The organism is Bradyrhizobium sp. WBOS07 (assembly GCF_024585165.1).
Classification (GTDB): Bacteria; Pseudomonadota; Alphaproteobacteria; order Rhizobiales; family Xanthobacteraceae; genus Bradyrhizobium; species Bradyrhizobium japonicum_B.
Window position 1 is genome coordinate 6,429,269 of record NZ_CP029008.1, and the last position, 16,597, is coordinate 6,445,865.

Consider the following 16,597-nt stretch of genomic DNA (forward strand, 5'->3'; position numbering starts at 1 on the left):
CAAACGAGCCTCTTGCGCTTCGAAGGCGAGCGGTTGAAGCTGGGGCGAGCAGGAGACGTCAGATGAGCCGATCCGATGCAATGACCAACGTGCTCTGGCTGCAGGGCGCCAGTTGCGGCGGCTGCACCATGTCGATCCTCGAAAGCGGCGCCTCGGGCTGGTTCGACGAGCTCCGGCAGTTCGGCGTCAATCTGCTGTGGCATCCGTCCGTCAGCGAGGAGACCGGCGAGGAGGCGGTCGACATCCTGCAATCCGTGCTCGAGGGCAAGGTGCGGCTCGACCTTCTCTTGCTGGAAGGATCCGTCGCCCGTGGACCGAACGACACCGGCCGCTTCAACATGCTCGCGGGAACCAACCGTTCAATCTACCGCTGGATGTTGGATCTCGCGCCGCACGCCGGCTATGTGATCGCGGTCGGAAGCTGCGCGGCCTATGGCGGCGTGCCGGCCGCAGGATCGAACCCGACCGATGCCGTCGGCCTGCAGTTCGAGGGAACCGATAGCGGCGGCGCGCTGGGGGCGGCGTTCCGCTCGCGGCTCGGCCTTCCCGTCATCAATGTCGCGGGCTGTGCGCCGCATCCGGGCTGGATGATGGAAACCATCTTGGCGCTGACCGCCAGGGATATTGCGGCGAGTGATCTCGACGGATACGGACGGCCGAAATTCGTCGCCAATCATCTGGCCCATCATGGCTGCTCTCGCAACGAGTTTTACGAGTTCAAGGCAAGTGCCGAGACCATGTCGGAGCGCGGCTGCCTGATGGAGCATCTCGGTTGCAAGGCGACGCAGGCGGTGGGCGACTGCAACCAGCGCTCCTGGAACGGCGGCGGCTCCTGCACCAAGGGCGGCTATGCCTGCATCGCCTGCACGTCGCCGGGATTCGAGGGTGCCCAGAACTTCCTGGCGACCGCGAAGCTTGCCGGCATTCCGGTCGGCCTGCCGACCGACATGCCGAAGGCCTGGTTCGTTGCGCTCGCCGCGCTGTCGAAATCTGCGACGCCGCGCCGCGTGCGGCTGAACGCAACTGCCGATCATGTCGTCGTGCCGCCGGGCCGCGCGACGACCAAGACCAAGCCATGACCCGGATCACGATTGGGCCGTTCAACCGCGTTGAGGGCGATCTCGAAGTGCGTCTCGACGTCGAGAGCGGCCGCGTCATGCGTGCCGAAGTGACGGCGCCGCTCTACCGCGGGTTCGAGCAGATCCTGGAGGGCCGTCCCCCGCTCGACGCGCTGGCGCTGGCGCCGCGGATCTGCGGCATCTGCTCGGTGTCGCAGTCGGTTGCGGCCGCCGCGGCCCTGCGCGAGGCCATGGCCGTCGAGGCTGCGCCCAATGGCCTGCTCGCAACCAACATCGCGCATGCCGCCGAGAACGCGGCCGACCACCTCACCCATTTCTACATCTTCTTCATGCCGGACTTTGCCCGCGAGGCCTATGCCGGGCACGACTGGCACGAGGCCACGCGCGAGCGCTTTGCCGCGACCCGCGGCAGCGCGGCCCGCGACGCCCTGCCGGCGCGGGCGCGGCTGCTCGAGACCATGGGCATCATCGCCGGGAAATGGCCGCACAGCCTCGCGTTCCAGCCCGGCGGCACCACACGCGCGATCGATCTCGGCGAGCGCGTCCGGCTGCTGTCGATCGCGACGGCGTTCCGGAGCTTTCTCGAGCGTGTCGTCTTTGCGGATTCGCTGGAGAACGTGCTGGCGATTGCCAGTGCCGACGAGCTCGATCGCTGGCGTGACGGCCATGGCGGCGACTTCGCCCATTTCCTTCGGCTTGCGGACAGTCTCGCGCTCAGCGCGCTCGGCAGGGGCACGGGCCTGATGATGAGCTACGGCGCCTATCATGGCACCGACGGTGAGCTGTTTCCGCGCGGCCTGTTCGGCCCGCGCTCCGCGATCGAGCCGCTGCCGTTGACGCAGATCACGGAGGACGTCTCGCATGCCTGGATGCGGGATTCCTCCGTCGATCCCGCCCATAGCAGCACGGTCCCGGATCCCGACAAGCCGGCCGCCTATAGCTGGTGCAAGGCCCCGCGGCTGTCCGGTCAGCCGATCGAGGTCGGCGCCATCGCGCGCCAGACCGTGGCAGGGCAGGCGTTGATTGCGGATCTCGTATCGGCCAGCGGGACCAACGTGCGCAACCGCGTGATCGCGCGGCTGATCGAAACCGCGCGCATCGCGCTTGCCATGGAGCAGTGGACGCGCGCGCTGCGTCTGTCGGAGCCGTTCTGCCACAATTCGCGCGACATCCCCAACGGAAGCTATGTCGGACTGGTCGAGGCCGCGCGCGGCAGTCTTGGTCATTGGATGGCGGTACGGGACGGCAGGATCGAACGCTACCAGATCATCGCACCGACGACCTGGAATTTCTCGCCCCGCGATTCCTTCGACGTGGGCGGGCCGCTGGAACAGGCGCTGGTCGGCACCGATGTCGGCGATGCCGGCGCGCGCGCGGTTGCGATCCAGCACATCGTGCGTTCGTTCGATCCCTGCATGGTGTGCACTGCGCACTGACCGGAAACTTCGTTGCCGGCTGCAAATCGAGTTGTTTCCGCTTCTCGGCCTTTGTCGTGCTCTCCCTTCCTTCATGAGAGCAATTCAAATAGGTAACGTTTTGGAATCTCTCTACATTTGAATCGCTCCAGGCTGTTGGCCTGCTTCTTGCTGTCTTTGGCGTCATCGAAAAGTCAAAGCCGAAGGCGGGAGGATTCATGGGCACGGCGACGGAAACGTTTTACAGCGTGATCAGACGGCAAGGCATCACGCGTCGGAGCTTTCACAAGTTCTGCAGCCTGACGGCGACGAGCCTCGGGCTCGGCCCGCTCGCGGCGAGCCGTATCGCGAACGCGCTCGAGACCAAGCCGCGCGTACCCGTCATCTGGATGCACGGGCTCGAATGCACCTGCTGTTCGGAGAGCTTCATCCGGTCCGCTCACCCGCTGGTGAAGGATGCGGTGCTGTCGATGATCTCGCTCGACTACGACGATACCATCATGGCGGCGGCGGGCCACCAGGCGGAAGCCATTCTCGACGAGACGCGCGCCAAGCACAAAGGCCAGTACATCCTCGCGGTGGAAGGCAATCCGCCGCTGAACGAAGGCGGCATGTTCTGCATCGACGGCGGCAAGCCGTTCGTCGAGAAGCTGAAGATGATGGCCGAGGACGCGATGGCGATCATCGCCTGGGGCGCCTGCGCGTCTTGGGGCTGCGTGCAGGCGGCAAAGCCGAATCCCACGCAAGCGACGCCGATCGACAAGGTGATCACCAACAAGCCGATCATCAAGGTGCCGGGATGCCCGCCGATCGCCGAGGTGATGACCGGCGTCGTCACCTTCATCACCACCTTCGGCAAGTTGCCCGAGCTCGACCGTCAGGGCCGGCCGAAGATGTTCTACTCGCAGCGCATCCACGACAAATGCTACCGCCGCCCGCATTTCGATGCCGGCCAGTTCGTCGAGGAATGGGACGACGAAGCCGCGCGCAAGGGCTACTGCCTCTACAAGATGGGCTGCAAGGGTCCGACCACCTACAACGCCTGCTCGACCGTGCGCTGGAACGGCGGCGTCTCGTTCCCGATCCAGTCCGGTCACGGCTGCATCGGCTGCTCGGAGGACGGCTTCTGGGACAAGGGCTCGTTCTACGACCGTCTCACCACCATCAAGCAGTTCGGCATCGAGAAGAACGCCGATCAGATCGGCATGGTGGCAGCCGGCGCCGTCGGTGCCGCGGTGGCCGCGCATGCGGCAGTGACGGCGGTGAAGCGGCTCGCATCGAAGCGCGAAGACGTCGATCACAACAGCTGAGCAAAGCGACAGATCAGGGTAGGGCAATTATGGGCATCCAGACTCCCAACGGCTTCAATCTCGACAATTCCGGCAAGCGCATCGTCGTCGATCCCGTGACCCGTATCGAAGGTCACATGCGGGTCGAGGTCAACGTCGACGCCGACAACGTCATCCGCAACGCGGTCTCCACCGGCACGATGTGGCGCGGCATCGAGGTGATCCTGAAAAACCGCGACCCGCGCGACGCCTGGGCGTTCACCGAGCGGATCTGCGGCGTCTGCACCGGCACGCACGCGCTGACATCGGTGCGCGCGGTGGAGAACGCGCTGGGAATCACCATTCCGGAGAATGCCAATTCGATCCGCAACCTGATGCAGCTCGCCCTGCAGGTGCACGACCACATCGTTCATTTCTATCACCTTCACGCGCTGGACTGGGTCGATGTCGTCTCCGCGCTCTCGGCCGACCCGCGCGCGACCTCGACGTTGGCGCAGTCCATCTCGAGCTGGCCGCTGTCCTCGCCCGGCTACTTCAAGGATCTGCAGACCCGGTTGAAGAAGTTCGTCGAGTCCGGGCAATTGGGACCGTTCAAGAACGGCTATTGGGGTAGCAAGGCTTACAGGCTGCCGCCCGAGGCCAACCTGATGGCGGTGGCGCATTACCTGGAGGCGCTCGATTTCCAGAAGGAGATCGTCAAGATCCACACCATTTTCGGCGGCAAGAATCCGCACCCGAACTGGCTCGTCGGGGGCGTGCCCTGTCCGATCAACGTCGACGGCACCGGCGCCGTCGGCGCCATCAACATGGAGCGGTTGAACCTGATCTCCTCGATCATCGACCAGCTGATCCAGTTCAACGAGCAGGTCTATCTGCCGGACGTCGCGGCGATCGGCTCGTTCTACAAGGACTGGCTCTATGGCGGCGGCCTCTCCGGCAAGAGCGTGCTTGCCTATGGCGACGTGCCCGAGCATGCCAACGACTATTCGGACAAGAGCCTGAAGCTGCCGCGCGGCGCCATCATCAACGGTAATCTGTCGGAGGTGTTTCCGGTCGATCTCGCCAACCCCGACGAGATCCAGGAGTTCGTGGTGCACTCCTGGTACAAATACCCCGATGAGACCAAGGGCCTGCATCCCTGGGACGGCGTCACCGAGCCGAACTACGTGCTGGGCCCGAAGGCCAAAGGCACCAAGACCGCGATCGAGGAGCTCGACGAGGGCGGTAAATATTCCTGGATCAAGGCGCCGCGCTGGAAGGGGCACGCCATGGAGGTCGGGCCTCTGGCGCGCTGGATCGTCGGCTACGCGCAGAACAAGGCCGAGTTCAAGGATCCCGTCGACAAGTTCCTGAAGGATCTGAACCTGCCGACCTCGGCACTGTTCTCGACGCTCGGCCGCACCGCGGCGCGCGCGCTCGAATCGGTCTGGGCCGGGCGCCAGATGCGCTACTTCCAGGACAAGCTCATCGCCAACATCAAGGCCGGCGACTCCTCGACCGCCAATGTCGACAAATGGAAGCCGGAGAGCTGGCCCAAGGAGGCCAAGGGCGTCGGGTTCACCGAGGCGCCGCGCGGCGCGCTCGCGCACTGGATCAAGATCAAGGACACCAAGATCGACAATTACCAGTGCGTGGTGCCGACCACCTGGAACGGCTCGCCTAGGGATCCCAAGGGCAATATCGGCGCGTTCGAAGCGTCGCTGATGAACACGCCGATGGTCAATCCTGAGCAGCCGCTGGAGATCCTGCGCACGATCCACTCCTTCGATCCGTGCCTTGCCTGCTCGACTCACGTCATGAGCCCGGACGGCCAGGAGCTCGCCAAGGTCAAGGTCAGGTAGGAGGAAGCCATGATGGACGCCATTGCTCCCGGCTCGGACTCGCGGCCGGATCTCGCGGCGCTCGCTGCCGATGCTTCCGGAGAACGGGCGGTGGGTCGACCCACCGTCTATGTCTACGAGGCGCCGGTGCGGATCTGCCACTGGGTCAACGCGTTCTCGATTCTCGTGCTGATGGTGACCGGCTATTTCATCGGATCACCGTTGCCGACGGTCGCGGGCGAAGCCTCCGACAACTTCGTGATGGGCTACATTCGCTTCGCACATTTCGCCGCCGGACAAGTGCTCGCGGTCTTCTTCCTCACGCGTATCCTGTGGGCCTTCGTCGGCAATCACCATTCCCGGCAGATCTTCTACATTCCGGTTCACCGCAAGCAGTTCTGGAAGGAAGTGCTGCATGAGATCCGCTGGTACGCGTTTCTCGAGCGGGAGCCGAAGATGTATGTCGGCCACAATCCGCTGGCGCAAACCGCGATGTTCACGGGCTTCACGCTGTTCGTGGCCTTCATGATCGTCACCGGTTTTGCGCTCTATTCGGAAGGCGCGGGGATCGACAGCTGGCAGCACAAGCTGTTCGGCTGGGTGTTTGCGATCTGGCCGAACAGCCAGGATGTTCACACCTGGCACCATCTGGGCATGTGGGCGCTGGTCGTGTTCGTGATGGTGCACATCTACGCGGCGGTCCGCGAAGACATCATGTCGCGCCAGAGCATCATCTCCTCGATGGTCTCCGGCGAGCGGCAATTCCGCGATTGAGAATGGGAGCCCGATCGATGCCGACATCTTCGCAACGCGACCGCATCCTGGTGCTCGGCATCGGCAACATCCTGTGGGCCGACGAAGGCTTCGGCGTGCGCACGGTGGAGGAGTTTCACCGCCGCTACGCCGTGCCAGACAACGTCACCATCCTCGACGGCGGTACCCAGGGCCTCTACCTCGTGAACTATCTGGAAGAGGCCGACCGCCTGATCGTGTTCGATGCCATCGACTATGGCCTCGAGCCCGGCGAATTGAAGCTGGTGCGCGACGACGAGGTGCCGCGTTTCACCGGCGCCAAGAAAATGAGCCTGCATCAGACCGGTTTCCAGGAAGTGATCAGTGCGGCCGACCTGCTCGGCAGATGCCCGAAGCATCTCGTGCTGATCGGCTGCCAGCCGCTCGATCTCGAAGACTGGGGCGGGCCGCTGACGCCACCGGTGCGCGACCAGATCGCGCCCGCGATTGATCTCGCCTGCCGGATATTGGCCGAGTGGGGCGTCACGGCGAGCCGCCGCAGCGCGCCGTTGGCGGACACCGAGCGGTTGCTCGCCAATGACATCGACCACGCCAATTACGAGATGCGGCCGGCCTGACCGGCTGGCCTTTGGGAGCAAACGCGATGTGCCTCGGCCTGCCGATGACGATCGTCGAGACCGACGGAACCTCGGCGCTGTGCGAATTTCGTGGCGGGCAGCGGCGCGTCTCCATGCTGCTGCTCTCCAATCCGCCGGTCGGCGCACATGTGCTGGTCTATATCGATACCGCGATCCGGCTTCTGGACGAGGAAGAGGCGCGCCTGATTGGCGCTGCGATCGACGGGCTTGGTGCCGCGCTCGATGGCGAGGATTGCGACCGCTTCTTTGCCGATCTGATCGACCGCGAGCCGCAACTGCCCGCTCATCTCCGGTCGGAATAGGCGAACCTGCTGCAACCGCTGTGACTGCCGCGCTCGCCGCCGCATCGGCCCCGCGGGGTCGAGGTGCTGGCTGGAAGTCGCCTTTCCATCTGCAAAGATAGATTCCATCAGGATTGGAAAGTATCTTATCATCGATGGATGTGCTGTTCCGAACGATTAAAAATCAATGATCTAAATCAATGAGATAGCTCTGAAGAGCTGCTGGAATGTCCTGGCATGTGCCTTGCTAATCCTGCTCCGAGCAAAATCATAAGCTTGTCAGGGAGGTCTGATGGAATTCCAGGTGGCGAAGCAGGATCTGACGCGGCACGGCCTGACCGAGGTCAGTGCCGCGACGGTCGATCGTTTTCTTGGCGCGGCCGATGAGGCCGGCGCGGTCGCGGTGCTGCTGTCGGCGGGCGATCCCAACCGTTTCCCCGAGGCGATCGACGTCGCCGTGGTGTTGCCGGAGCTGATCACCGCGTTCAATGGCCGGCTGCGCGGCGCGATCATTGCCCGCGGCGACGAAAGCGCGCTCGGCCAGCGCTTCGGCGTGCGGGTGCAGCCGACGCTGATCCTGGTCGCCAAGGGCGAGACCCTGGGCCTGATCGCCAAGATCCAGGACTGGTCGGTCTACATCGATCGCATCACCAAGCTGATCGACCGACCGCGCGGCCAAGCCGCCGCGGTCGCCGTCACCATCGTTCCCCAGCATCGCGCGCAAGGTGTCGAGCTATGAAGGTCGGATTCTGGGACGCGCCCGAAGGCGCCGAGCAACCCGTCAGCGTGTTTCCGATCGGCGAGGAAAGTCTCAATGCATCGAAAGGCAGCCTGACGGCGGCCGGAGCGCTGGCAAAGCTTGCCACGCTCGACAGCGTGGAGCTTGCCGAGCGCTGCCCGAACGCGGTCGCGCTGCTCGGGAAGATCGCGCAGGCCATCGCGGGCCAGAAGGCCGATGCTCCCACCCAATTGTTCCGGCTCGCCAACCTCAACGAGCTCGAGAGCAAGCTCATCGCCGACGTGCTCGGCGAAGGCGAGGTCGCCGGGGTCGTCGCATTGCCGGACGGATCGCTGGCCCAGATCCAGGAATCGGTTCTGGCGGGCATCTGGCGCGTGCGGCTGGAGACCGACGCTGCCTCCGAATATCTCGAGATCGGCGCCATCCCGGAGATCGTCAAGCGGGCGGCCGCCGACCTGACGTCCGCCGATTTCGAGATCGGCGAGGTGCCGGAAGGCGCCATGAACGTGCTGCCGGTGCTCGCCGAAATCCGCGAGCGCGCGCTGGCATGGCGGCCCGGCATGCGCTCGCAGATCATCAACTTCACCCTGTTGCCGATGAGCCCGGTGGACATGAGCTTCCTGCAGGACACGATCCGCAACGGGCCGATCCAGCTGGTGTCGCGCGGCTATGGCACCTGCCGGGTGCTGTCGACCGGCATCCGCAATGTCTGGTCGGTGCAGTTTTTCAACGCCATGGACACCATCATTCTCGATACGCTCGAGGTCGGCGGCGTGCCGACCGTCGCGCTGGCGGCGGACGAGGATTTCGAGGATTCCGCCGAGCGGCTGCAGGAAATCATCGAGGCCTATTTCAAATGAGCGCCTTCGAGAATTTTGGCGTGCGCCAGGACGTCACCGAGGCCACGCGGCTGGAATGCGGCATCTGCTGGACCGTCTACGATCCCGTCGACGGCGACGAGGTGGCCCAGATCGAGCCTGGCACGCCATTCGCGGCGCTGCCGGACGAATGGCGCTGCCCGAACTGCGACGCTCCGAAATCCAAGTTCATGGCGATCGAAGCATGACGGGGGCCGCGCCAGGTCCCGATGCCGCGGACGCCGTCGCGTGGGGCGAGCGTCTGGCCGCAAGCTACCGGGAGATCGGCGATCGCGCGATGCGCGATCTGCCGATCTACAACGATGCGCTCGGGGTCGAGGCGGTCGGCTTTCGCCGCTTCAACGGCACGATCATCGGCATCATGGTCACGCCCTGGTTCATGAACGTCGTGATGCCGGCGGGCGCCATGCGGGAGACGTCGGGCACGACCTTGCGAGTTCGTCTTCCCGCAGGCGACATCGAGTTCGCCCTCAGCGAGGTTGGGCAGATCGGGCAGATCGCGAGCTGCTCGCTGTTCTCCCCGATGTTCGAGTTCGCCGACATGGCTGCCGCGCGGGCGACGGCCGAAGCCGCGCTTGCCGAGCTGATGCTGCCTGATGACAGCGAGGAGGCGGTTCGCCGCCGCGAGCCCGCGACAACCCCGATCGATCGGCGTAGCTTCCTGCGCGGCACCTTGGCGGAGCGGCGCGGATGAACCTGGCTTTCCGCAACGAGATCGACATCACGGTGTGGCTTGCCGGCGGCACCATCGCCGACGTCGCGATCCAGCCGCGCAGCCGGCCGCCGCTGACGCGTCTGTTCGCGCGAAAGCCAGCAGCGTCCCTGCTTACCGTGCTGCCGCGGCTGTTCTCGCTCTGCTCGGTCGCGCATCAAGTCGCGTTCCTGTCGGCGGTCGAGGCCGCGCAAGGGCAGCAGGCGACGCAAGCTGCGGCGCGCAGCCGCGTCACGGCTGTTATCGCCGAGCGGCTGACCGAATTGCTGCGCAGCCTGTTCGTTGGCCGGCTCGCGCTCGACGGCGCCAGCGCTGCCGCCGTGCGCGCCATGATGCAGGCGAGCACGGTCCTCGGCGGCGCCAGCGAAGGCGTGTCGGAGACACTGCTGCGTGAGGCCGTGGCCCGGATCAAGGCCGCGCTCGCCGGCTTGGGGATTGCCGGCGAAGGCCAGGCTCTTGCGCCGGGCAGCGCGCTCGCTGTCCATCTCGAACGCTGCGGGGATGAGGACTTGTCGGCCCCGCCGGTCGAGCAATCCTTCCTGACGGCGGCTGACGATCTCGACGTCGTTACATCTCTGCTTGCGGGCGGGGCTGCCTATTCCGACGCGCCGGAGCTTTGCGGCAAGATTCCGGAAACCGGCGTCTGGGCCCGGCGGGCGCGGCGCGAACCGGTCTTGCCTGCGGCGGGCTCGGCCGCGCGACTCCAGGCGCGCATCGCCGAGGTCGCGCGGCTCTGCGCCTGGCTCGAGCGCGGCGACGGCGATTTCGACGATGGCGTCGTCGCGAGCTATCGGCTCGGTGTGGGCAAGGGGGCCGCCGCGGTCGAATGTGCACGGGGCCGGCTCTATCATGCCGTCGTGCTCGACGAGGCGGACCGCATCGTCAGTTTCGAGTTCCTGGCGCCGACCGAGTGGAATTTTCACGCCCGAGGTCCGCTGGTCCGGAGCCTCAAGGGAGCGGTGCTGACCGCCGGCCGGCGCGGCCAGGACGCGGTGCGCGCGCTGGTCGGCGCGTTCGACCCCTGCGTCGGTTTCAATCTCAGCTTTCGCGAGGTGGGCCATGCATGAGATGGCGCTCTGCGAAGGCATCATCGGCATCGTCGAGGAGGAGGCGCGCAAGCGTTCCTTTGCCAAGGTGAATGTCGTTTGCCTCGAGATCGGCGCGCTCAGTCACGTCGCGCCGGAGGCGATGAAATTCTGCTTCGAGGCCGTCGCGGCACAGACCATCGCGCGCGGCGCAAGGCTCGAGATCGTGGAGACCCCGGGAACGGCCTGGTGCATGGCCTGCTCGGAGAGCGTCGAGATCAAGCAGCGTTACGAGCCGTGCCCTTCCTGCGGCGGCTATCAATTGCAGGTGACGGGCGGGGAAGAGATGCGCGTAAGGGAACTGGAGGTCGACTGATGTGTACGGTCTGCGGCTGCGGCGACGGCAAGGCGTCTATCGAACACGCGCATGATCATCACCATGACCATGATCACGGCGGGCATCATCATCACGGGCATGCGCACGATCATCATCACGGTCATGGGCACGGCCACGGCCATGGTCACCCTCACCACCATGACCACGCCAATGACGAGGCGGGGGTGCTCGATTGCGGCGCCAATCCGGCCGGTCAAGAGATCGCCGGCATGAGCAGCGAGCGCATCATCCAGGTCGAGCGCGACATTCTCGGCAAGAACGACCGGCTCGCCGCCGACAATCGTGCGCGCTTCCATGCCGATGAGGTGCTTGCCTTCAACCTGGTGTCGAGCCCGGGCGCCGGAAAGACCTCGCTGCTGGTTCGCGCGGTCTCGGAATTGAAGGACAGCTTCCCGATCGGCGTGATCGAGGGCGACCAGCAGACCTCCAACGACGCCGAACGTATCCGCGCCACTGGCGTGGCGGCGATCCAGGTCAACACCGGAAAAGGCTGCCACCTCGATGCCGCCATGGTCGGCCAGGCCTATGACCGGCTGCCCTGGCTGAACGGCGGCATCCTCTTCATCGAGAACGTCGGCAACCTCGTTTGCCCGGCCGCGTTCGATCTCGGCGAGGCCTGCAAGATCGTGGTGTTCTCGACCACCGAGGGCGAGGACAAGCCGCTGAAATACCCCGACATGTTCGCGGCGTCGTCCTTGATGCTGATCAACAAGATCGATCTCGCGCCGGTGCTTGATTTCGACCTCGCCAGGACCGTCGAATATGCCCGCAGGGTCAACCCTGGCATCGAGGTGATGACCGTGTCGGCGCGGACGGGCGAGGGTTTTTCGGCCTTCTATGCCTGGATACGCAAGCGCCGGGCGAAGGCGAAGCAGGCCGCGATGGCGATGCAGGGATGACGATGGACGGTGGGACGCGCGCGCCCGAGGTGAGGAGACTGCGCCTGCACGTACGCGGCGCGGTGCAGGGCGTCGGCTTTCGCCCCTATGTCTACGGCCTCGCCACGCGCTACCGTCTCGGCGGCTTCGTCGCCAACGATCCCGACGGGGTCGTCATCGAGGTCGAGGGCGAGCGCGCCGCCGACTTCATCACGGCGCTGCCGCTGGAAAAGCCGCCGCTTGCCCGCATCGACGACATCTCGGTGCATCCGGTCGGGACGGTGGCGGGCGAGGGGTTCTGCATCCGCGCCAGCGAGCAGGGCAGGGTGTCGACCCGCATCGTCGCCGACGCTGCGACCTGCAAGGAATGCCTGCGCGAGCTGTTCGACCCGAGCAGCCGCTTTCATCGCTACGCCTTCGTCAACTGCACCCATTGCGGCCCGCGCTACACCATTGCCGAGCGGCTGCCCTACGATCGCGCGGCCACGGCCATGAAGGGCTTTGCGATGTGCAAAGCCTGCGCGGCCGACTATGCCGACCCCGGCAGCCGCCGCTTCCATGCCGAGGCGATCGCCTGCCCGGATTGCGGCCCAAGGCTCAGCCACGAGATCGCGGACATCGCCGCCGCGATCGCCGGCGGCAGGATCGTCGCGATCAAGGGGCTCGGCGGCTATCAGCTGCTCTGCGATGCGCGCGACGATGAGGTGGTGCGGCGGCTGCGGCAGCGCAAGCAGCGCGACCAGAAGCCGTTTGCCGTCATGGTCGCTTCGGTGGACGCGGTCGCCGATATCGCCGAGGCCGAGACCGCCGAGCTTGCGTTGCTGGAGAGCACGCCACGACCGATCGTGCTGCTGAGGTCGCGCGATCGGCTCGCGCCGGCCATCGCGCCGCAGCTGTCGCGTCTCGGCGTCATGCTACCGGTCGCCCCGCTGCATCACCTGATCTTCGATGCACTGAATGCGGCGCACGCGCGGGTCGGCGACAGCTGGGCGATCGTCGTCACCAGTGCCAATCCCGGCGGCGAGCCGCTCCTGATCGACAATCGGCAAGCCGAGCGACGCCTTGCCGGCATTGCCGATCTCGTCGTCACGCACGACCGCGACATCGTCACACGTGCCGACGATTCCGTCGCGGCAATCGTCGCGGGCCGGGTGCAATTCATCCGCTGCGCCCGCGGTTACGTGCCCGAGCCGGTCCGCCTCGCGCGGTCGGTGCCGCCGATCCTTAGCGTTGGCGGGGCCTTGAAAGCGACGGTGACGGTCACGCGCGGCAACGAGGCGTTCGTGTCCCAGCACATCGGCGACCTCGACACTGCCGAAGGCGTCCGCTTCTTCGAGGAGACGGTGGATCATTTGCTTGCGACGCTCGACGTCGAGCCGGTCGTCGTCGCGCATGACCTGCATCCGAACATGGCCTCGACGGTCTTCGCCGAAGCCAGCGGCAAGCGGCTGATCGCGGTCCAGCATCACCACGCCCATGCGGCCTCGGTGATGGCCGAACATGGCATCGCAGGACCGGCGCTGGCGCTGGTGCTCGACGGCTTCGGCCACGGCAGCGATGGCGGCAATTGGGGCGGCGAGCTGCTCGCATGCGACGGCGCTGCCTTCCGGCGGCTCGGGCATCTGGCGCCGATGAAGATGCCGGGCGGCGACCGCGCCGCGCGCGAACCGTGGCGGATGGGCGCGAGCATGCTGCATGGCCTCGGGCGCGGCGATGCGATCGCAACGCGCTTCCATACGCAGCCGCAGGCCTTGCGCCTTGGCGCCATGCTGAACCAGCCCGGCGTGCCGACGACGACCAGCGCCGGCCGGTTGTTCGATGCGGCCGCGGGGCTGCTCGGCCTCTGCCCGGTGCAGAGCTACGAGGGCGAAGCCCCGATGAAGCTGGAGGCGCTGGTGCGCAACCCCCGCATCGCGCAAGAGGGCTGGGTGATCGAGCGCGGCGTGCTGTCCCTGGCGCCGCTGTTCGAGCTCATGGCAACCGGCACCATCGATCCGGTCGAAGCCGCCGAGCTGTTCCACGGCACGCTCGCCGCGGCCTGCGTCGACTGGATCGGCCGGACGGCGCGCGCAACCGGCATCACCCATGTGGCCCTGGGCGGCGGATGCTTCCTTAACGCGATCCTGTCGCACGAGATCGCGCGCGGCTGCATCGCGGCCGGCCTCGCGCCGCTGCTGCCGCGCCAGGTGCCGCCCAACGACGGCGGCCTCAGCCTGGGCCAGGCCTGGATTGCCGCGCTAACACTGCTCGAACAGCAAGATCTGGAAGGAACCGCCTGATGTGTCTCGCGATACCCGCGGAGGTCACGAAACTCCTGCCCGACGAGATGGCCATCGTCTCGATCGACGGCGTCAGCAAGGAGATCTCGGTCGCCCTGATCGAGAACCTTGCGGTGGGGGACTACGTGATCATCCATGTCGGCTATGCCCTGACCAGGATCGATCCGGAAGAGGCGCGGCGGACGCTCGAATTGTTGCGCGAGCTCAGCCTCGAGGGACAGGGAGTGGCGCCATGAAATATGCCGACGAGTTTCGCGACAAGGAGATCGCGCTGGGGCTCGCGAAGACGATTCGCGCGGAGACCGATCCGGGGCGGCCGTATCGTTTCATGGAGTTCTGCGGCGGCCACACCCATGCGATCTCGCGCTACGGCCTCGAAGACATGCTGCCGGACAATGTGCGGATGATCCACGGACCCGGCTGCCCGGTCTGCGTGCTGCCGGCCGGGCGCATCGACATGGCGATCCGGCTTGCCGAGCGCAGCGAGATCATCCTGTGCGTCTACGGCGATCTGATGCGCGTCCCCGGCTCGCAAGGAGCCTCGCTCCTGAAGGCCAAGGCGCGGGGCGCCGATATCCGCATGGTCTATTCCACGATCGACGCGATCAGGATCGCTGAGGACAATCCGGAGCGCGAGATCGTGTTCTTCGCGATCGGCTTCGAAACGACGACGCCGCCGACCGCGGTGATGATCCGGCTGGCCGAGAAGAAGCAGCTTTCGAACTTCAGCGTGTTCTGCAATCACGTGCTGACCCCGCCCGCCATGCAGAACATCCTGGAGAGCCCCGACATCCGCAACATCGGCCGCGTCGAGATCGACGGCTTCGTCGGACCGGCGCATGTCTCGACCATCATCGGCACGGCGCCTTACGAATTCTTCGCGGAAGAGTTCGGCAAGCCCGTGGTGATCTCGGGCTTCGAGCCGCTCGACATGATGCAGGCGATCCTGATGCTGGTGCGCCAGGTCAACGAGAACAGGCACGAGGTCGAGAACCAGTACAGCCGCGCGGTCACGCGCGACGGCAATCTGCGCGCCAAGGAGGAGGTCTCCGACATCTTCGAGCTGCGCGACCAGTTCGAATGGCGCGGGCTCGGGCCGGTTCCCTATAGCGGGCTGAAGCTGAAGCGCGCCTACGCCAGATACGACGCCGAGGTCCGTTTCGGCATGAACGAGCTTTGCGTCGACGACAACCCGGCGTGCGAATGCGGTGCCATCCTGCGCGGCGTGAAGAAGCCGGTCGACTGCAAGCTGTTCGGCACCGTCTGCACGCCGGAGACCCCGATGGGATCCTGCATGGTCTCCTCGGAAGGCGCCTGTGCTGCGCATTGGACCTACGGACGCTTCCGCGACCATCAGCAGAGGCGGGCGTCATGAAGGCCTATCAGCGCAAGCTCGATATCAGGAACGGCTGCGTCGACCTGTCCCACGGCTCGGGCGGCCGGGCCATGGCGCAGCTGATCTCGGGGCTGTTCCATGAGGCCTTCGGCAATGAATGGCTGGCGCGCGGCAACGACCAGTCGGCTTTCGACGTCGGCGCCGGGCGCATGGTGATGACCACCGACGGCTACGTGGTGTCGCCATTGTTCTTTCCCGGCGGCAATATCGGCTCGCTCGCGGTTCACGGCACGGTCAACGACATCGCCATGGCCGGCGCAAAGCCGCTTTATCTGTCCGCGAGCTTCATCATTGAGGAGGGATTTCGTTTCGCCGACCTCAAGACGATCGCGGACTCGATGGGTGAGGCGGCGCGCACGGCCGGCGTTCACATCATTACCGGCGATACCAAGGTGGTCGAGCGCGGCAAGGCCGACGGCCTGTTCATTTCGACATCGGCAGTCGGGATCGTCCCCGACGGGCTCGATCTGTCGGCCGAGAACGCGCGCGTCGGCGACCGCGTCCTGATCTCGGGCACCCTGGGCGATCACGGCGTGGCGATCATGTCGAAGCGGCAGAACCTCGCCTTCGAGACCGAGATCGTGTCGGACTCGGCGGCGCTGAACGATCTCGTCGCCAGGATGGTCGAAGCCGGCGGCGCCGGCATCCGCCTGATGCGGGATCCCACCCGCGGCGGGCTGGCCGCGACGCTGAACGAGATCGCCCAGCAATCGCGGCTCGGCTTTCACCTGGTCGAGGAGGAGATCCCGGTCAAGCCGGGCGTGGCGGCGGCCTGCGAATTGCTCGGGCTCGATCCGCTCCATGTCGCCAACGAGGGCAAGCTGGTCGCGATCGTCGCGCCCGAAACCGCCGGTGCGGTGCTCGTCGCCATGCGGGAACATCCGCTCGGCCGCGACGCCGCCGACATCGGCGAGGCCGTCGCCGACGACCATCATTTCGTGCAGATGGCGACGAGCTTCGGCGGCGGGCGGATCGTCGACTGGTTGTCGGGCGAGCAATTGCCACGGATTTGTTGAGG

The 16,597-nt window shown here is 65.9% G+C and carries 18 protein-coding genes; all 18 read left to right on the forward strand.

Annotated elements, in window-relative coordinates:
• Positions 1 to 62 precede the first annotated feature (62 nt).
• The 18 genes from DCM79_RS30345 (at position 63) to hypE (ending at position 16,595) form a co-directional block, all read left to right on the forward strand.
• Positions 63 to 1,079: a HupU protein gene (locus tag DCM79_RS30345; protein ID WP_257177709.1), complete on the forward strand. Its 1,017-nt coding sequence runs from the start codon at positions 63 to 65 to the stop codon at positions 1,077 to 1,079.
• A complete protein-coding gene (locus DCM79_RS30350; RefSeq protein WP_257177710.1) occupies positions 1,076 to 2,515 on the forward strand; it encodes a nickel-dependent hydrogenase large subunit in 1,440 nt (479 codons plus the stop codon). The genes DCM79_RS30345 and DCM79_RS30350 overlap by 4 nt, the downstream gene beginning before the upstream one ends.
• Positions 2,516 to 2,712: 197 nt before the next feature.
• On the forward strand, positions 2,713 to 3,804 hold the full coding sequence (locus tag DCM79_RS30355; RefSeq protein WP_257177711.1) for a hydrogenase small subunit: 1,092 nt from the start codon (positions 2,713 to 2,715) through the stop codon (positions 3,802 to 3,804).
• Positions 3,805 to 3,833: 29 nt separating this feature from the next.
• Positions 3,834 to 5,624: a nickel-dependent hydrogenase large subunit gene (locus DCM79_RS30360; RefSeq protein WP_257177712.1), complete on the forward strand. Its 1,791-nt coding sequence runs from the start codon at positions 3,834 to 3,836 to the stop codon at positions 5,622 to 5,624.
• A gap of 9 nt (positions 5,625 to 5,633) precedes the next feature.
• Positions 5,634 to 6,377 (forward strand): Ni/Fe-hydrogenase, b-type cytochrome subunit, encoded by a 744-nt coding sequence (cybH, locus tag DCM79_RS30365; RefSeq protein ID WP_257177713.1) that lies wholly within the window; start codon positions 5,634 to 5,636, stop codon positions 6,375 to 6,377.
• Between the two features lie 17 nt (positions 6,378 to 6,394).
• Positions 6,395 to 6,973, forward strand: coding sequence for a HyaD/HybD family hydrogenase maturation endopeptidase (locus DCM79_RS30370; RefSeq protein ID WP_257177714.1), 579 nt, complete (start codon positions 6,395 to 6,397; stop codon positions 6,971 to 6,973).
• A gap of 26 nt (positions 6,974 to 6,999) precedes the next feature.
• Positions 7,000 to 7,296, forward strand: a complete 297-nt coding sequence (locus DCM79_RS30375) for a HypC/HybG/HupF family hydrogenase formation chaperone (protein ID WP_126255921.1) — start codon at positions 7,000 to 7,002, stop codon at positions 7,294 to 7,296.
• A 271-nt stretch (positions 7,297 to 7,567) separates the two neighbouring features.
• Positions 7,568 to 8,014 carry a hydrogenase accessory protein gene (locus DCM79_RS30380; RefSeq protein WP_257177715.1) on the forward strand — a complete coding sequence of 149 codons (447 nt, stop codon included), beginning with the start codon at positions 7,568 to 7,570 and terminating at the stop codon, positions 8,012 to 8,014.
• Positions 8,011 to 8,874: a hydrogenase expression/formation protein gene (locus DCM79_RS30385; RefSeq protein WP_257177716.1), complete on the forward strand. Its 864-nt coding sequence runs from the start codon at positions 8,011 to 8,013 to the stop codon at positions 8,872 to 8,874. The genes DCM79_RS30380 and DCM79_RS30385 overlap by 4 nt, the downstream gene beginning before the upstream one ends.
• Entirely contained in the window at positions 8,871 to 9,080 is a 210-nt protein-coding gene (locus tag DCM79_RS30390; protein ID WP_257177717.1) for a rubredoxin, read from the forward strand. The genes DCM79_RS30385 and DCM79_RS30390 overlap by 4 nt, the downstream gene beginning before the upstream one ends.
• On the forward strand, positions 9,077 to 9,586 hold the full coding sequence (hybE, locus tag DCM79_RS30395) for a [NiFe]-hydrogenase assembly chaperone HybE (protein WP_257177718.1): 510 nt from the start codon (positions 9,077 to 9,079) through the stop codon (positions 9,584 to 9,586). Before DCM79_RS30390 ends, hybE begins: the two co-directional genes overlap by 4 nt.
• The gene (locus DCM79_RS30400) at positions 9,583 to 10,671 is read left to right on the forward strand and encodes a hypothetical protein (RefSeq protein WP_257177719.1); all 1,089 of its coding nucleotides are present in this window, start codon (positions 9,583 to 9,585) and stop codon (positions 10,669 to 10,671) included. Before hybE ends, DCM79_RS30400 begins: the two co-directional genes overlap by 4 nt.
• A complete protein-coding gene (gene hypA, locus DCM79_RS30405; RefSeq protein WP_257177720.1) occupies positions 10,664 to 11,005 on the forward strand; it encodes a hydrogenase maturation nickel metallochaperone HypA in 342 nt (113 codons plus the stop codon). The genes DCM79_RS30400 and hypA overlap by 8 nt, the downstream gene beginning before the upstream one ends.
• Positions 11,005 to 11,925 (forward strand): hydrogenase nickel incorporation protein HypB, encoded by a 921-nt coding sequence (gene hypB, locus DCM79_RS30410; protein WP_257177721.1) that lies wholly within the window; start codon positions 11,005 to 11,007, stop codon positions 11,923 to 11,925. Before hypA ends, hypB begins: the two co-directional genes overlap by 1 nt.
• Complete coding sequence (gene hypF, locus DCM79_RS30415; RefSeq protein WP_257177722.1) at positions 11,922 to 14,183, forward strand: carbamoyltransferase HypF; 2,262 nt, start codon at positions 11,922 to 11,924, stop codon at positions 14,181 to 14,183. Before hypB ends, hypF begins: the two co-directional genes overlap by 4 nt.
• Positions 14,183 to 14,419 (forward strand): HypC/HybG/HupF family hydrogenase formation chaperone, encoded by a 237-nt coding sequence (locus DCM79_RS30420; RefSeq protein ID WP_257177723.1) that lies wholly within the window; start codon positions 14,183 to 14,185, stop codon positions 14,417 to 14,419. The genes hypF and DCM79_RS30420 overlap by 1 nt, the downstream gene beginning before the upstream one ends.
• On the forward strand, positions 14,416 to 15,558 hold the full coding sequence (gene hypD, locus DCM79_RS30425) for a hydrogenase formation protein HypD (protein ID WP_257177724.1): 1,143 nt from the start codon (positions 14,416 to 14,418) through the stop codon (positions 15,556 to 15,558). Before DCM79_RS30420 ends, hypD begins: the two co-directional genes overlap by 4 nt.
• Positions 15,555 to 16,595 carry a hydrogenase expression/formation protein HypE gene (gene hypE / locus DCM79_RS30430; RefSeq protein WP_257177725.1) on the forward strand — a complete coding sequence of 347 codons (1,041 nt, stop codon included), beginning with the start codon at positions 15,555 to 15,557 and terminating at the stop codon, positions 16,593 to 16,595. The genes hypD and hypE overlap by 4 nt, the downstream gene beginning before the upstream one ends.
• The last annotated feature ends 2 nt before the right edge of the window (positions 16,596 to 16,597 follow it).

Coding starts and splice junctions, on each gene's coding strand:
- DCM79_RS30345 (WP_257177709.1), top strand. CDS start 63: ATGAGCCGATCCGATGCAATGACCAACGTGCTCTGGCTGCAGGGCGCC.
- DCM79_RS30350 (WP_257177710.1), top strand. CDS start 1,076: ATGACCCGGATCACGATTGGGCCGTTCAACCGCGTTGAGGGCGATCTC.
- DCM79_RS30355 (WP_257177711.1), top strand. CDS start 2,713: ATGGGCACGGCGACGGAAACGTTTTACAGCGTGATCAGACGGCAAGGC.
- DCM79_RS30360 (WP_257177712.1), top strand. CDS start 3,834: ATGGGCATCCAGACTCCCAACGGCTTCAATCTCGACAATTCCGGCAAG.
- cybH (WP_257177713.1), top strand. CDS start 5,634: ATGATGGACGCCATTGCTCCCGGCTCGGACTCGCGGCCGGATCTCGCG.
- DCM79_RS30370 (WP_257177714.1), top strand. CDS start 6,395: ATGCCGACATCTTCGCAACGCGACCGCATCCTGGTGCTCGGCATCGGC.
- DCM79_RS30375 (WP_126255921.1), top strand. CDS start 7,000: ATGTGCCTCGGCCTGCCGATGACGATCGTCGAGACCGACGGAACCTCG.
- DCM79_RS30380 (WP_257177715.1), top strand. CDS start 7,568: ATGGAATTCCAGGTGGCGAAGCAGGATCTGACGCGGCACGGCCTGACC.
- DCM79_RS30385 (WP_257177716.1), top strand. CDS start 8,011: ATGAAGGTCGGATTCTGGGACGCGCCCGAAGGCGCCGAGCAACCCGTC.
- DCM79_RS30390 (WP_257177717.1), top strand. CDS start 8,871: ATGAGCGCCTTCGAGAATTTTGGCGTGCGCCAGGACGTCACCGAGGCC.
- hybE (WP_257177718.1), top strand. CDS start 9,077: ATGACGGGGGCCGCGCCAGGTCCCGATGCCGCGGACGCCGTCGCGTGG.
- DCM79_RS30400 (WP_257177719.1), top strand. CDS start 9,583: ATGAACCTGGCTTTCCGCAACGAGATCGACATCACGGTGTGGCTTGCC.
- hypA (WP_257177720.1), top strand. CDS start 10,664: ATGCATGAGATGGCGCTCTGCGAAGGCATCATCGGCATCGTCGAGGAG.
- hypB (WP_257177721.1), top strand. CDS start 11,005: ATGTGTACGGTCTGCGGCTGCGGCGACGGCAAGGCGTCTATCGAACAC.
- hypF (WP_257177722.1), top strand. CDS start 11,922: ATGACGATGGACGGTGGGACGCGCGCGCCCGAGGTGAGGAGACTGCGC.
- DCM79_RS30420 (WP_257177723.1), top strand. CDS start 14,183: ATGTGTCTCGCGATACCCGCGGAGGTCACGAAACTCCTGCCCGACGAG.
- hypD (WP_257177724.1), top strand. CDS start 14,416: ATGAAATATGCCGACGAGTTTCGCGACAAGGAGATCGCGCTGGGGCTC.
- hypE (WP_257177725.1), top strand. CDS start 15,555: ATGAAGGCCTATCAGCGCAAGCTCGATATCAGGAACGGCTGCGTCGAC.